At 68.2% G+C, this 14706-nt stretch carries 15 protein-coding genes; 5 read left to right on the top strand and 10 right to left on the bottom strand.

Features of this window, described 5'->3' with window-relative positions:
* The first annotated feature begins 67 nt into the window (after positions 1-67).
* Positions 68-586, top strand: a complete 519-nt coding sequence (locus tag VGE03_RS04440) for a type II toxin-antitoxin system HicB family antitoxin (RefSeq protein ID WP_331045258.1) — start codon at positions 68-70, stop codon at positions 584-586.
* A gap of 54 nt (positions 587-640) precedes the next feature.
* On the opposite strand, the gene lon is transcribed toward VGE03_RS04440, so the two are convergent.
* Positions 641-3037, bottom strand: coding sequence for an endopeptidase La (lon, locus tag VGE03_RS04445; protein WP_331045259.1), 2397 nt, complete (start codon positions 3035-3037; stop codon positions 641-643).
* Positions 3038-3395: 358 nt separating this feature from the next.
* Here lon and VGE03_RS04450 point away from each other — a divergent pair, with 358 nt between their 5' ends.
* Positions 3396-3734, top strand: a complete 339-nt coding sequence (locus VGE03_RS04450; RefSeq protein WP_331045260.1) for a hypothetical protein — start codon at positions 3396-3398, stop codon at positions 3732-3734.
* Positions 3735-3738: 4 nt separating this feature from the next.
* Here VGE03_RS04450 and VGE03_RS04455 read toward each other — a convergent pair whose 3' ends face one another.
* On the bottom strand, positions 3739-5535 hold the full coding sequence (locus VGE03_RS04455) for an SGNH hydrolase domain-containing protein (protein WP_331045261.1): 1797 nt from the start codon (positions 5533-5535) through the stop codon (positions 3739-3741).
* A gap of 16 nt (positions 5536-5551) precedes the next feature.
* A complete protein-coding gene (clpX, locus tag VGE03_RS04460; RefSeq protein ID WP_331045262.1) occupies positions 5552-6829 on the bottom strand; it encodes an ATP-dependent Clp protease ATP-binding subunit ClpX in 1278 nt (425 codons plus the stop codon).
* A 190-nt stretch (positions 6830-7019) separates the two neighbouring features.
* Between clpX and VGE03_RS04465 the strand changes: the two genes are divergently transcribed.
* Entirely contained in the window at positions 7020-7667 is a 648-nt protein-coding gene (locus tag VGE03_RS04465; protein ID WP_331045263.1) for an HAD-IB family hydrolase, read from the top strand.
* On the opposite strand, the gene VGE03_RS04470 is transcribed toward VGE03_RS04465, so the two are convergent.
* The 6 genes from VGE03_RS04470 to tig all read right to left on the bottom strand — a co-directional run bounded on the left by VGE03_RS04470 (position 7664) and on the right by tig (position 13219).
* Positions 7664-7987, bottom strand: coding sequence for a hypothetical protein (locus tag VGE03_RS04470; protein ID WP_331045264.1), 324 nt, complete (start codon positions 7985-7987; stop codon positions 7664-7666). The two genes, VGE03_RS04465 and VGE03_RS04470, sit on opposite strands and share 4 nt — an antisense overlap.
* Before the next feature lie 73 nt (positions 7988-8060).
* Positions 8061-8708: an ATP-dependent Clp protease proteolytic subunit gene (locus VGE03_RS04475; protein WP_331045265.1), complete on the bottom strand. Its 648-nt coding sequence runs from the start codon at positions 8706-8708 to the stop codon at positions 8061-8063.
* A gap of 109 nt (positions 8709-8817) precedes the next feature.
* Positions 8818-9723 carry a hypothetical protein gene (locus VGE03_RS04480; RefSeq protein WP_331045266.1) on the bottom strand — a complete coding sequence of 302 codons (906 nt, stop codon included), beginning with the start codon at positions 9721-9723 and terminating at the stop codon, positions 8818-8820.
* A 2-nt stretch (positions 9724-9725) separates the two neighbouring features.
* Positions 9726-10676 (bottom strand): hypothetical protein, encoded by a 951-nt coding sequence (locus VGE03_RS04485; protein ID WP_331045267.1) that lies wholly within the window; start codon positions 10674-10676, stop codon positions 9726-9728.
* Between the two features lie 90 nt (positions 10677-10766).
* Positions 10767-11750, bottom strand: a complete 984-nt coding sequence (locus VGE03_RS04490) for a hypothetical protein (protein WP_331045268.1) — start codon at positions 11748-11750, stop codon at positions 10767-10769.
* A 125-nt stretch (positions 11751-11875) separates the two neighbouring features.
* Complete coding sequence (gene tig, locus VGE03_RS04495; RefSeq protein ID WP_331045269.1) at positions 11876-13219, bottom strand: trigger factor; 1344 nt, start codon at positions 13217-13219, stop codon at positions 11876-11878.
* Positions 13220-13405: 186 nt separating this feature from the next.
* Here tig and VGE03_RS04500 point away from each other — a divergent pair, with 186 nt between their 5' ends.
* Positions 13406-14107, top strand: a complete 702-nt coding sequence (locus tag VGE03_RS04500; RefSeq protein WP_331045294.1) for an MBL fold metallo-hydrolase — start codon at positions 13406-13408, stop codon at positions 14105-14107.
* A gap of 1 nt (position 14108) precedes the next feature.
* On the opposite strand, the gene VGE03_RS04505 is transcribed toward VGE03_RS04500, so the two are convergent.
* On the bottom strand, positions 14109-14399 hold the full coding sequence (locus VGE03_RS04505; protein ID WP_331045270.1) for a hypothetical protein: 291 nt from the start codon (positions 14397-14399) through the stop codon (positions 14109-14111).
* A gap of 140 nt (positions 14400-14539) precedes the next feature.
* Here VGE03_RS04505 and VGE03_RS04510 point away from each other — a divergent pair, with 140 nt between their 5' ends.
* Positions 14540-14695, top strand: coding sequence for a hypothetical protein (locus VGE03_RS04510; RefSeq protein ID WP_331045271.1), 156 nt, complete (start codon positions 14540-14542; stop codon positions 14693-14695).
* Positions 14696-14706: the final 11 nt, after the last annotated feature.

Below are 14706 nucleotides of genomic sequence, written 5' to 3' on the forward strand. Positions count from 1 at the left end.
AGACAGAACGCCAAAAGTGTGTAAGTCTACACACTCATGACCGACTGATCTCAAGGGCAGCTGGCGAATGAGCACGATTGCATATGTTGCTGTCGTGGAGGGCTCCGAGAAGACGGGATATAGCGCCTTCTTCCCTGACCTACCGGGTTGCGCCACCGCTGCCCAAGGCTTGGCGGAGCTCATCGCCAACGCGCGAGACGCTTTGGCTCTTCATATCGAAGGAATGGTCGAAGATGGCGCGGACGTGCCATCAGCCTCATCGATAGAAGCCCTCCCGATAGATAAGAACCTCCGCGAGGCCGGTCGAATAATCGTCGATGTAGAAATCGACGACGCTCCACTGCGAGTGAATGTATCTATTGGGGCCAATTTGCTGAGGCGAATTGATGCCGCCGCCGAGGTGAGCGGCATGACCCGATCTGGCCTCCTCGCGACCGCCGCGAGGCAGTTTGTTGATCGATTCAGAACGCCAACTATTCCTTCGACTAACGCTCGCTACCTTGTCGTTCCGTCGGCCGACGACCACTACGCGGTTATTTGGGACAGAGAAAAGAACGCCCCCCTCGACATCGGCCTTTACGTATAAAAACCCCGCCCGGATCGCTCCGGGCGGGGTCTTCGTTTCAGCCTGTGGCCGTCCTCAGTGAGCCGCGCTCACCGTGGTTCCGTCGGCCGACGGGGCGGCGGCGGGGAGCGGTTCGGCTTCCTCGTCCCACTCCACCGGGGTCAGGGCGCCGGTCAGGGCCCATTTCAGGGCTTCGTCGGCGGTCTTGATCGGGACGATCTCCAGCGCGCCCTTCACATTGTCGGGCACGTCGGCGAGGTCCTTCTCGTTCTCCTGCGGGATCAGAACCGTCTTCACGCCCGAACGCAGGGCCGCCAGCAGCTTCTCCTTCAGCCCGCCGATGGCGGTGACCCGGCCGCGCAGGGTGATCTCGCCGGTCATGGCGATGTCCTTGCGGATCGGGATGCCCGTCAGGACCGAGACCATGGCCACGGTCATGGCGACACCGGCCGAGGGACCGTCCTTGGGCGTCGCGCCGTCCGGCACGTGCACGTGGATGTCGGTCTTCTCGAACACCGGCGGCTTCACGCCGAAGCTGAGCGCCCGCGAGCGGACGTAGGAGGCGGCGGCGGAGATCGACTCCTTCATCACCTCCTTCAGGTTGCCGGTCACGGTCATGCGGCCGCGGCCCGGCATCTTGATCGCCTCGATGGTCAGGATGTCGCCGCCGAACTCGGTCCAGGCCAGGCCGGTGACGATGCCGACCTGATCTTCCTCGTCGGTCTCGCCGTAGCGGAACTTCTTCACGCCCGCGTATTCGGCCAGCTTGGCCTCATCCACGGTGATCGCGGTCACGCCGGTCTTGGCCATCTCGCGGACGGCCTTGCGCGCCAGACCGCCCAGGGCCCGCTCCAGCGACCGCACGCCGGCTTCCCGGGTGTAGTAGCGGATCAGGTCGCGGATGATGTCGTCCGGCACCACGAACTCGGCGGGCTTCATGCCGTTGTCGGCCGTCACCTTGGGCAGGACGTGACGCTTGGCGATCTCGACCTTCTCGTCCTCGGTGTAGCCGCTGACCCGGATGATCTCCATCCGGTCCATCAGAGGCTGCGGCATGTTCAGGCTGTTGGCCGTGGTGACGAACATGATGTTCGACAGGTCATAGTCGACCTCGAGGTAGTGGTCCCCGAAGGTCGAGTTCTGGGCCGGGTCCAGCACCTCCAGCAGCGCCGACGAGGGGTCGCCGCGCCAGTCGGCGCCCAGCTTGTCGATCTCGTCCAGCAGGATGAAGGCGTTGGTCGTCTTCGCCTTCTTCATCGACTGGATGATCTTGCCCGGCATGGAGCCGATGTAGGTCCGGCGGTGGCCGCGGATCTCGGCCTCGTCGCGCACGCCGCCCAGCGACATGCGGACGTACTCACGCCCGGTCGCCTTGGCGATGGACTTGGCCAGCGAGGTCTTGCCGACGCCGGGAGGGCCGACGAGGCACAGGATCGGGCCCTTCAGCGAGCCGGTGCGCGCCTGGACGGCCAGATACTCGATGATCCGTTCCTTGACCTTCTCCAGGCCGTAGTGATCCTCCTCGAGGATGTCCTCGGCCTTCTGCAGGTCGATCGGCTTCTGCTTGGCCTTGCCCCACGGGATCGACAGCAGCCAGTCGAGGTAGTTCCGCACCACCGTGGACTCGGCCGACATCGGGCTCATGTTGCGCAGCTTCTTGACCTCGGCCTCGGCCTTGGTCCGCGCTTCCTTGGACAGGCGGGTCTTGCGGATCCGCTTCTCCAGCTCGAGGATTTCGTCGCGCTGGTCGTCGGTCTCGCCCAGCTCGCGCTGGATCGCCTTCATCTGCTCGTTCAGATAATATTCGCGCTGGGTCTTCTCCATCTGGCGCTTCACGCGCGAGCGGATCTTCTTCTCGACCTGCAGGACGGAGATTTCGCCCTCCATCAGGCCGTAGACCTTCTCCAGCCGCTGCGGCACGGCGACGGTTTCCAGCAGCGACTGCTTGTCGCCGATCTTCACCGACAGATGGGCCGCGACCGAGTCCGCCAGCTTGGACGGGTCGGTGATCTGGGGGATGGAGCTGAGGGCCTCGGGCGGCACCTTCTTGTTCAGCTTCACATAGTTTTCGAACTGCTCGATCACCGCCCGCAGCAGGGCTTCCGACTGCGAGGGTTCGCCCTGCTCGTCGGCGATCTCCTCGGCCTCGGCCTCGAAATACTCGGCGCGGTCGGTGAATTTCAGCAGGCGGGCGCGGCCCTTGCCCTCGACCAGCACCTTCACGGTGCCGTCGGGCAGCTTCAGCAGTTGCAGGACGTTGGCCAGCACGCCGATCGGATAGATGGCGTCGGCGGACGGATCGTCGTCGACGCTGTTCTTCTGGGTGGCCAGCAGGATCTGCTTCTCACCCTTCATGATCTCGTCCAGCGCCCGCACGGACTTCTCGCGGCCCACGAAGAGGGGCACGACCATGTGCGGGAACACCACGATGTCTCGCAGCGGCAGGACGGGAAGGGTCTTGGTTTCGGTCATCGATGCTACTCCGGGGCCCTTGTTGATCTCGGGCCCGCCGCGCCGGCGGCCGGAACGCGATGTTCGGCCGTATCGACTCGGCCCGCCGTTCGGCGGCCTTCGGATGAGTATGTGGTTTTGCGGTCGCGCCATTCAAGCGTGACGGGCGCAGGCGACTGGGGACCGTTCTTCAAAGGTGAAGCTGCATCGTTCGTGCGCCTGCGCTCCGCAAGGGCCGTTTCGCCGTGCCGACAGTCGCCGCCGCGCGGCAAAACTCGCCGCACAGTCCTGTGTCCCCCCGGCCACCCCGCCGGTGAAACGCAACGATCTGGCCAGCGCTGCCGTTCTGGGGACGGACATAAAACGGAGGAAACCGTCCATGAAAGCCATCCTTGCGGGCGCCGTGAGCGTCTTCGCCCTGACCCTGGCCGCCTGCCAGCAGCCCGCCACCCCGGCGGGCGAGGCCCCGACCGCCGACGCCGACGAGGCCACCGCCGCCGCCGGTCCCGATGCGGGTGGCGCGGGCACGACCGCTCCGACGGCCGCCTCGACCGAGCGATCGATGACCTCCGGCGCCGGCGGAACCGCCGCTCCGGACGCTTCGACCGCGGTGCCCCCGCCCGGTGACGGCGGCATGATGGACGGGCCCAGCCAGGCCACGCGCGACATGGCCAAGGAGAAGGCCGAGGAAACCAACCTGCACCCGCGCACGCCCTGAGGCGTCAGGGCGTCTCCGCCCGGTCGAGGACGGCGGACAGGGCGGCGGTCTGCGCCCTGCCGCCGGCTTCGGTCATATGGCTGCGGTCCGAGTACCAGGGACCGTCCGCGCCGCGGGTCCGGCACAACCCGTCCTCGCACAGGGCCTCCGACGGCCGGAACAGGATCACGCCCGGCGTTTCGGCGGCGATCCGGGCCAGCCGGTCATCGACCGCCGCCATCAGCGCCGCATTGGCGGGAACCGCAGCATCGCAGCGCCCGGTGTCCAGCCGCAGGAAGCCCCGCCGCGCATGGCAGGCCGCCGGGGCGAAGCCGTAGTCCGGCGTGGTCCCCAGCAGGACGATCCTCGTCTCCGCCCCTACACGCGCCCGCAGCAGCGCCAACGTCGCCCGCAGGTTCCGGTCCAGGGTCTCCAGTTGCGTCCGATCGTCGCCCGGGACCTGCTCCAGCACCACGGTCCAGCCCGCGCCGACAAGGATCAGCTCCGGCGGCGACCGGCCCCATTCCTCGATCGACAGCTGATTGAACCGCGCGCACCCGGCGTCGACCAGTCCCGAGCCACGGCCGATCAGGGGCAGGCAGCCGGACTTCGTCGCCTGTCGCACCGCATGTCCCCGCGCGGCCGCCCAGTCCAGCAGGGCCGGGCTCAGGTGCGAGGCGTGGGAGTTGCCCCACAGGACCCCGTCCGCCGTCCGCCCGGACGGCACGGTGCACGCGGCGGCGGCGGGAACCTCCACCCCTTCGGTGTGGCAAAGGGCCTGCAGCGGCGCGCGCGCCTGCGATGCGGCTTCTTCCGTCCGGATCGCGTCCGACGCCCGCCCCGGCAGGCCGTCGAGGGCGAACAGGGCCGCCGACGCCGTCGCCGGCCCCGCCAGCAGGACGCCGCACACGATCAGGGCCCGCACCGGCCGCCCCTCCAGCCGTCGCCGCAGCGGACGGCTGACCCACAGCTCGGTCGCGACCGCCAGTCCCGCCGCCACCAGCACGGCCGCCGCGCTCTCCAGCGGGTGCAGCGACCGCGCCAGGATCATCCGGGGCAGCAGCAACAGCGGCCACAGCCACAGCCAGAACGGCAGGGCGAAGGCCGACAGGCGTGCGCCCGCGCCGATCCAGCCCTCCCCGCCCCGCAATGAGCCCTCCCGGATCACCACGGCCGCGAAGGCGCCGATGAAGAAGACCCCCGCGCGCGGCGGGGCCAGATAGAAGACCTGCAACGTCGCCCCGCGCGCCTCCAGCCACAGCCGCACGGCCAGCGCCGCCGCCATGCCGAGGATCAGCACCAGTCCGGTCCAGCGCTCCCGCTTCAGCGCCCGGAGCGCCAGCAACACGAGCGCCCAGCCGACGGCCAGCTGCGCCGCCACGCCGGTGATGAAGCCGTGCCACAGCAGTTCGCCGCCGACGGCCTGCGCCCAGCCCTGTTTCAGCAGCTCGCCGCCGCTCAGCCCCACGGCCGTCCAGAGCGCCGTCCACGCCTGATTGCGCAGGTCGGCGGGCGGCAGCAGGAACAGGCCCGCGAGCAGGACCACGACGCCGACCAGCGCCAGCGCCGGAACCGCCCACAGGGCCGCGGGCGCCGCGACCGCCAGTCCGCCCCGGACGCCGCCCTCCCCCGCGAGCAGTTGCCGGGTCAGGACGAACCCCGCCGCCGCCAGCGCCAGATCAAGGCCGTACAGCCCCCAGCCCGCCGTTTCCGGCGCGATCAGGGCCGCGGACGCCGCCGCCACCGACAGGCCGAAAATGCATGAAGCCGCCCGCCAGGACTGGCGAGCGGCTCCGGAGGCTGTGTCAGGCGCGTCGTTCAACGGCGCCGTTCAGCGATCAGGCGGCGCTGTCGGGTTGCGCGCTCTTCTTGCCCTTGGTCTCGGCGTAGATCAGCAGCGGCTGGGCCTTGCCTTCGATGACCTCGGCGTTGACGACGACTTCCTCGACACCCTCGAAGGTCGGCAGCTCGAACATGGTCTCGAGCAGGATGCCTTCCAGGATCGAGCGCAGGCCGCGCGCGCCGGTCTTGCGGGTGATGGCCTTCTTGGCGACGGCCATCAGGGCGTCGTCGGTGAAGGTCAGGTCCACGTTCTCCATCTCGAACAGGCGACGGTACTGCTTGACCAGCGCGTTCTTCGGCTCGGTCAGGATGGTGACCAGCGCCTTCTCGTCCAGGTCTTCCAGCGTCGCCAGCACGGGCAGACGGCCGATGAACTCGGGGATCAGGCCGAAGCGCATCAGGTCGTCGGGCTCGACTTCCTTCAGGATGTCGCCGGTGCGGCGCTCATCGACTTCCTTGACCTTGGCGCCGAAGCCGATCGACACGCCCTCGCCGCGGGCCGAGATCACCTTCTCGAGGCCGGCGAAGGCGCCGCCCACGATGAACAGGATGTTGGCGGTGTCGACCTGCAGGAACTCCTGCTGCGGGTGCTTGCGGCCGCCCTGCGGGGGCACGGAGGCGACGGTGCCTTCCATGATCTTCAGCAGGGCCTGCTGCACGCCTTCGCCCGACACGTCGCGGGTGATCGACGGGTTGTCCGACTTGCGCGAAATCTTGTCGATTTCGTCGATGTAGACGATGCCGCGCTGGGCCCGCTCGACGTTGTAGTCCGAGGCCTGCAGCAGCTTCAGGATGATGTTCTCGACGTCTTCACCCACGTAACCGGCTTCGGTCAGGGTGGTGGCGTCAGCCATCGTGAACGGCACGTCGATGATGCGCGCCAGCGTCTGGGCCAGCAGCGTCTTGCCCGAGCCGGTCGGCCCGATCAGCATGATGTTCGACTTGGCCAGCTCGACGTCGTTGTTCTTCGTCGCGTGGTTCAGGCGCTTGTAGTGGTTGTGGACCGCGACCGAGAGCACCTTCTTCGCATGGCCCTGACCGATGACGTAGTCATCCAGGACCTCGCGGATCTCCTTCGGGCTCGGGACGCCGTCCTTGGCCTTCGAGAACGAGATTTTGTGCTCTTCACGGATGATGTCCATGCAGAGCTCGACGCATTCATCGCAGATGAACACGGTCGGCCCGGCGATGAGCTTGCGCACCTCGTGCTGGCTCTTGCCGCAGAACGAGCAGTAGAGCGTACTTTTGGCGTCGGTGCCGGCTGCCTTGGTCATAGACCCTTCTCACTCCCGCGGTTCACCCCGATATGAGGCGGAACGCGCTTCCTCCGCGTTTGATTCCCGAACATTGGGCGCAAAGGTCTTCAAAAATTGACAATCACCCATCCCCGCCTTCGCCACAACCCCGCGAAAGCGTGGCCATTGCCGGTTTTGGGGCGTTCACTGTTGATGGGGATCGCGGCGAATGTCTGACATGGGAACCGTTAACGAGTTTCGCCAGATCGTTGCAAAGGGCGTGCCGGTCGTCGCCTTCGACTTCGACGGCACCCTGACCATCCGCGACAGCTTCACCGCCTTCCTGCGCTGGCGCGCCGGAGCCGGAGGCTGGGCGCTGGGCCTTGTGAAGATGGCTCCGGCGGTCGCCGCCTACGCCCGCGACCGGGATCGCGGACGCATCAAGGCCGCTTCGGTGAAGGAGTTCCTCAAGGGCGTCAGCCGCGCCGAGCTGGAGGCCGACGCCGAGGCCTTCGCCGGGGAGGTGTGGGATCGCTTCATGCGGCCCGACGCGCTGAGGGTCTGGAATGACTGGGGAAAACGCGGCGCTCATCGCGTAATCGTGACCGCCAGCCCCGAGACCACGGTCGCTCCCTTCGCCCGCCGACTGGGCGCCGAGGGCCTGCTGGGCACCCATCTGTCGTTTGATTCCGCCGACCGGATCACCGGCGCCTTCGACACCCCCAACTGCCGGGGCGAGGAGAAGGTGCGACGTCTGCGCGCAGCCTATGGCGACGACGTCCACCTGACGGCGGCCTACGGCGACACCTCGGGCGACACCGAAATGATCGCCGCGGCGGACGAGAAGGGCTTCCGGGTGTTCCGCGAGCGCCCTTAACGCCCCTGTTCGTCCACGTCGAAGCTGACGGCCTTGCCGCGCGAGGTGGGCTCCCAGCCCGCCTCGATGATCGCCGCCACCGCGTTGCGGACATGCTCCAGGTTCACCAGTTGCTTCTCGGTGTCCGGACGGCCGTTCGGGCGCACCGGCGGCGGAAACTGGACGATGGCCTCGCGCTTGTAGTCGGCGTGGCGCAGGGTGATGGCGATCCCCTCCCACTGGCCGCCATGGGTCGGCCGGGGCTGGCGGCGCAGGTCCCAGTGATAGGTCTCGCCGTCGACCTCGACGGTCCCTTCGGTGTCACGCGTCAGATTCTGCATGCCGGGCTGATAGCACAAACGAAAAGGGCGCGCCGTCATGGCGCGCCCTTCGCGTTTCGATGAATGCCGTCGATCAGCTGCCCGGCGTCTTCACGCCGTCGGCGTCGGCCTGTTCGCGGCGGTCGTAGACGTGGTCCACGATGCCCCAGTCCTTGGCTTCCTCGGCCGACATGAAGTGGTCGCGGTCGAGGGTCTTCTCGACCTCCTCATAGGTGCGGCCGGTGTGCTGGACGTAGATCTCGTTCAGGCGGCGCTTGGTGTAGCGGATGTCCGCCGCGTGCAGCTCGATGTCCGAGGCCTGGCCGCGGAAGCCGCCCGAGGGCTGGTGCACCATGACGCGGGCGTTCGGCAGGGCCACGCGCTGGCCGGCGGCGCCGGCCGTCAGGATCAGCGAACCGGCCGAGGCGGCCATGCCCATGACCACGGTCGAGACCGGCGAGCGGATGTACTGCATGGTGTCGTAGATCGCGAGCGCCGAGGACACCTGTCCGCCGGGGCTGTTGATGTACATCGAGATTTCCTTCTTCGGGTTCTCCGATTCAAGGAACAGCAGCTGGGCGCAGATCAGCGACGCCATGCCGTCCTCGAACGGACCGGTCAGGAAGATGATCCGCTCGCGCAGCAGGCGCGAGAAGATGTCGAAGGCGCGCTCGCCCCGGCTGGATTGCTCGACCACCATCGGGACGAGGTTCATGTTCATCAGTTCGATCGGATCGCGCATTCAGGCCTTCTCGGATGCCCAGCTTGTGGGATGTCTGGATCGCGACTCACCGGTCGCTGACCCTCTTGGACAGGATATCGTCTTGCCGAAGCGTTGACGCAAGGCGCCCTCAGGGCGAGGGAGGCGCTTCGTCGCGGTCCGCGGCGCGCAGTCGGCGGGCGATGGCGGCGGCCTGATGGTCCGGCTCCAGCCGTTGCCGGGGCGCCTTGTACAGGGCGTCCAGATAGACCCGGTCCCAGTCGCTCAGCCCCGTCACGCCCTGCGGATTGTCGAACAGGTTCAACACCGTGTCATAGGCCCGGGTGTCGCCCTCGGGGTCGATCTGGGCGAAGGCCACGAGCCCCAGATAGGCGTTCAGCTGCGGCAGGGTCACCTCCCCCAGCCGTTCCGCGTCGACGACGATGATCACGCGGCGGATCAGGTCGGTGATCGGCCGCCCCTGATTCACCCGCCCCTCCCCCGGCACGAAGATCGGCGCGTCGTCGCCCGGCATCCGGATCGCCCGCTGCCCGGTCGAGCCGATCACCGGCATGCTCAGGTGCCACCATCGCACCGGCGCGTCGCTGGTCTGGAAGACCTCCAGCGCCATCCCGCCCCGATCCAGCCCGCCGACGCCCAGATGGAAGCCGCGCGGATCATTGGCGACCATGGTGCGGGCCAGGGCCGGCGCGTCCTCGGTGAACAGCACCATCACCTCGGGCGTGCAGCCCGGCTCCCCGACGTCCAGCCCCAGCTCCAGCGCCAGCCGCGCCAGGTCATCCACCACCGCCCGGGCGATGTCCGGCCGGATATTGACCACGCTGATGCAGACGCGGCCGCCCCAGCGGGCCAGCCCGCGCCGGGGCGGCGGGCCCGCCAGCTCGGCGACGAACGACTCCGTGCGTTCGCGCAGGTCCTGACGACTGACCACCACCTCTTCCAGTTCGGTCGTCGCCCGCGGGTCCTGGGCGGCCGCCGGAGCGGCGTCCTGCCCCGGCGCCATCAGCGCCAGGGCCGCGAACAGGGCGGCGGACATGGCTATTCGGCCTCGTCCGCGGCCGTGCCGCTGCGATAGTTGCGCTCGACCGTCCGGGCGATCGCGCGCACCTGGCTGTCCTGGTTGATACGGTACCACGAGGTGCCGTACAGCCCCTGCAGATAGGCCGTGTCCCAGCCGGTCATGCCGCTGACGGCCGTCGGGTCGTCAAACAGGTTCAGCACCGTCTCGAAGCCGGAGGTGTCGGCGTCCTGATCGATCTGGGCCAGAGAGACCATGGCCACATAGTCGCTGAGTTGCTCCAGCGAGGCGCCGTTCAGCCGGTCCACGTCGATGATCACGAAGGTGCGTTTGATGTCCTGCCGGTACTGGGCCATCAGCCGGCCCGAGCCGCGCAGGAAGGTCTTGGGCGCATAGTCCTGGGCGCTGGAGCCGCCGCCGTCGGCGTAGCCGCGTCCGTACATCATGCCGGGCATCCGCACCGCCGCCGCGCCGGTGTCGGCGTCGGTGGGCAGGCTGACGGTCCACCAGCGCACCGGGCGGTCCGTCTCCATGAAGTTGCGGAAGGCCGCGCCGCCGCGATCCATCCCGGTCGCCCCGGTGCGGAACAGCCTTGGCCGCATGGCCACGAACTCCGCCGTGAACGGCGTCGCGTTCTGGGTCGCCACGATCAGGATGCTGGGATGACAGCCGGGCTCGCCCGCGATCAGGCCCAGCTCGCGGGCCCGGTCCGACACGCGGTCGACCATGAACTGGGCCACTTCCGGCGACAGGTTCACTACGCCGACGCAAACCCCTGCATGCCAGCGAGCGTAGCCCCGGCGCGGGACCGGCGCGGCGACCTCGCCGACGAAGGCCTCGGTGGCGTCCTCCAGCGTGCGCGCATTGGCGATCACGTCTTCCAGTCGGGTCGGCGCCTCCTGCGGCGCGGCGACGGGGTCCTGCGCCGGCGTGGCGACGAGGGCGGCGGTCAAGGCAAGCGCGGCGAACATCCTGAACTCCCCATAATCCGGTTACGGGGCCGAGAGTGTCTGACGGGAGCGGCGCTTACAACCCCCGGAAAAGGCGTGGTTCAACCCCCACTAGGGTTCGTCGGACAGGGCCGCGCCTTCCGCATCCCGGTATTCCCGGCTGATCTGCTGGGCGATCGCCTGCACCTGGCTGGTGGTGTCGGTCCGGTACCATTCCGACTCGTACAGCCCCGCCAGATAGGCCTTGTCCCAGCCGGTCAGGCCCGGCGCGAACTCCGGGTGATCAAACAGGTTCAGGATGGTCTCGAACTGTCCGGGCGAGGCGTCCGGATCGATCTGCGCCAGCGAGACCATGGCGATGTAGTCGGCCAGTTGCGCCAGCGTGACGCCCTGCAGCCGGTCCACGTCCACGATGACGAAGGTGCGTTTCAGGTCTTCCCGGTACTGGGCCGACAGCCGGGACGTGGTCCGGGTCGGGGTGTTGGGCGCATAGTTGGTGACGCTGTCGCGACCGTCCGCCGAAGGCCGCCACTGGTTGAACTGCCCGGGCATGCGCACCGCGGACGCGCCCGTGTCCGGATCGGTCGTCTGGCTGACGGTCCACCACCGCACGGCCCGGTCCGTGCTGATGAAGCGTTCCAGCGCCCCGGTTCCCCGGCTCATTCCCGCCCCGCCGGGCCGGAAGATCACCGGCCTCTGCTCGACGAAGGCGCGGGTGAAGCTGGAGGCGTCCTGGGTGGCGACGATCAGGATGCTGGGATGGCACTCGGGCTCGTGCGCCCGCAGCCCCAGCTCGCGCGCCACGTCCGAGACCCGGTCGGCGATGTACTGGCCCACCTCGGGATCGAGGTTCACTACCCCGACGCAGATCCCCTCATGCCAGCGGGCGATGCGGCGGCCCGGCACGGGCGCCGCCACCTCGTTCACGAAGGCGGCCGCGGCGTCCTCCAGACGACGGGCGCTGACCACCACGTCCTCCAGCCGGATCGGCTGCTCCGGATCAGCGGCGGCCTGCGGCGTCTGGGCCAGAACGGGCGAGGCCGCCAGCGCGCCCATGAGCAGCAGGCCGGACAGCAACAGTCGGGACGAACGCACAGCCACTCTCCCGCGGGACAACGCAACCTGCCGAAACGTAACAGCGATCCCTCACCCGCGCAGCCACGAAAAAGGCCCGGCGGAGAACCGCCGGGCCTGATGTCGTCTTCACGAAGGGGACGGGATCAGATCTCGTCTTCTTCCTTCAGCAGCTCTTCCTTGGTGATCGCGGTGTCGGTCACTTCGGCGGTGTCGAAGATCAGGTCGCAGACCTTCTCCTCGTAGATCGGCGCGCGCATCTGGGCGGCGGCGTTCGGGTTCTGGCGGTAGAAGTCCAACACCTGACGCTCCTGGCCCGGATAGTTGCGGGCCTCGTTCATGATGGCGTTGTTCAGTTCCTGGTCCGAGACGGTCACGTTGTTGGCGCGGCCGATTTCGGCGAGGACCAGACCCAGGCGCACGCGGCGCTCGGCGATCTTCTTGTACTCGGCCTTCAGGTCGTCGTCCGACTTCTTGGCGTCGTCTTCCGGCAGGCGGCCGGCGGCCTTGTCGGCCTCGACCTGCTGCCAGATGCCGTCGAACTCGGCTTCCACCATCTTCGGCGGCAGCGGGAAGTCGTGGGCCTTGTCCAGGGCGTCCAGCAGGGCGCGCTTCAGCTTGAAGCGGGCGGCGCCGGCGTATTGCTGGTTCAGGTTGGCCGACAGCAGTTCCTTCAGCTTGTCCAGCGACTCCAGACCGATGCGCTTGGCGAACTCGTCGTCCACCTTGGCTTCGGCCTCGGCCTTGATGGCCTTCACGGTGATGTCGAAGGTGGCCAGCTTACCGGCCAGGTGAGCGGCCTGGTAGTTCTCGGGGAAGGTGACCTCGATGGTCTTCTCTTCGCCGACCTTGGCGCCCTTCAGCTGCTCTTCGAAGCCCGGGATGAAGCGGTTCGAGCCGATGACCAGCTCGGCGTCGGTGGCGGCGCCGCCCTCGAAGGCCTCGCCGTCCAGCTTGCCCAGGAAGTCGATGACCAGCTGGTCGCCTTCGGCGGCCTTCACGGTCTTGCCCTTCTTGTCCTCGTAGGTCTTGGCCTGACCGGCCAGTTCCGTCAGGGCCTCGTCCAGGTCGGCGTCGGTCGCCGTGTAGGTCGGACGGTTCAGCTTCAGGGTCTTCGGGTCGACCGGGGTGAAGTCCGGCATGACTTCCAGCGACATTTCGTAGGCCAGGTCTTCCTGACCGGCGATGACCTTGTCCATGTCCGAGGTCAGCTTCATCTCGGCCGGGGCGGCCGGACGCACCTTGGCGTCGTCCAGGGCCTTCTGGCTCGAGGTGTTCAGCTGGTCATTGATGATTTCGCCCATCAGGTCGCGGCCGAAGGTCTTCTTGACGTGGGCCAGCGGCACCTTGCCCGGACGGAAGCCCTTCAGCTTCATCTGCGGGGCGACTTCCTTCAGGCGCGCTTCCAGCTTTTCGTTCAGCTCGGCGACGGGAATGGTCACCGCGATGACGCGGCTCAGGCCTTCGGAGGACTTTTCGACGACTTGCATGGTCGGGATATCTGACGCTCTGGGGCGGCGCCAATCAGGCCGGCGCGCGCGGTGTGGGAAAAGCAAGAAGGGCCGCCTGTTGCCAGGCGGCGCCTTTGAAGCCCGCCCTTATGTCGATGACCGCCCCAAAGGTCAACGTGAGCCGCGGTGGTTTCGGTGGAGCGCCCGGCCCGCTATCTGTCGGGCATGAGCCAGTCCCCTCCCCTGATCGGCGTCACCATCGTCCCGGTGACCCCCTTGCAGCAGAACTGCACCATCATCTGGTGCGAGACGACGAAGAAGGCCGCGATCATCGATCCGGGCGGCTCGGTCGACGTCCTGCTCGAGGTCGTGAAGCGGCGCGAGCTGACGCTGGACGCCATCTGGATCACCCACGGCCACCTCGATCACGCGGGCGGCGCCGCCGAACTGCAGGAGAAGACCGGTCTGGACATCATCGGCCCGCACGAGGCCGACCAGTTCTGGATCGACCAGATCCCGGAGAACGGCCTGCGCTACGGCGTCGCCGGCTGCCGCAGCTTCACCCCGACCCGCTGGCTGGATGACGGCGACGTGCTGACGCTGGGCGAAACGACCTGGGAGGTCTTCCACTGTCCCGGCCACACGCCCGGCCATGTGATCTTCTTCAACCGCGAGGCCCGCTTCGCCCAGGTCGGCGACGTCCTGTTCCAGGGTTCGATCGGCCGCACCGACTTCCCGCGCAGCGACCACGGCGCCCTGCTGAACGCCATCACGACCAAGCTCTGGCCGCTGGGCGACGACGTCACCTTCATCCCGGGGCATGGGCCGCATTCGACCTTCGGGGCCGAGCGCCGCGGCAATCCCTTCGTCTCGGATGCGGCCATGAGCCGCGCGCCGATCGCGCGGCCCGCGACCGGTCCGTCCTGATCTAGCGGGCGGCCAGCAGGCCGATCAGCACGCCGATGCCGAGGGCGTAGAGCGAATAGCGCACCGGCTCCTCCTCGACCGTATGCCGCAGGCGGCCGGCCCGCTCGCGGCCCCAGTCGCGCACCTGCCGGGCGTCTTCCTTCAGCGCCAGCCTGAGCGGGCGCACGCCCAGAGACTGCATCTCGTCGCGCTGCAGGATGGCGTCGGCCTCGCGATCCAGCCGGGCAGTCGGGGTGTCGAAGGCGTCGTCGATGTCATCGGCGGCGGTCTGGCCGGTATAGGTCTCGGTCATCGTCAGGCTCCTTGGGCATGGGGAGGGTGTCCGCCCTTCAATCGCCTCGCGTCCCCCGGGGTTCCCGGCCCCGCTTGCGCCGCGCCGTCGTGATGAAACGGGGCCCTCTCCCCGGCGTTGGCTCCCTGAAGGAGAGCGCCATGACCTACATCGAACCCGACACCCCGACCGGCGAGCCGGAGATTCTTCCGCCGGACACGCCCGGTCCGGACATCGATCCCGGCGGCACGCCGGAGGAGGCCCCGCAACAGGACCCCGGCGGCGGGGAACCCGGCGATTCGCGGCCCTACGGGTAACCGGGGTTTCC

It is taken from the genome of Brevundimonas sp. (assembly GCF_036400995.1).
Taxonomy (GTDB): domain Bacteria; phylum Pseudomonadota; class Alphaproteobacteria; order Caulobacterales; family Caulobacteraceae; genus Brevundimonas.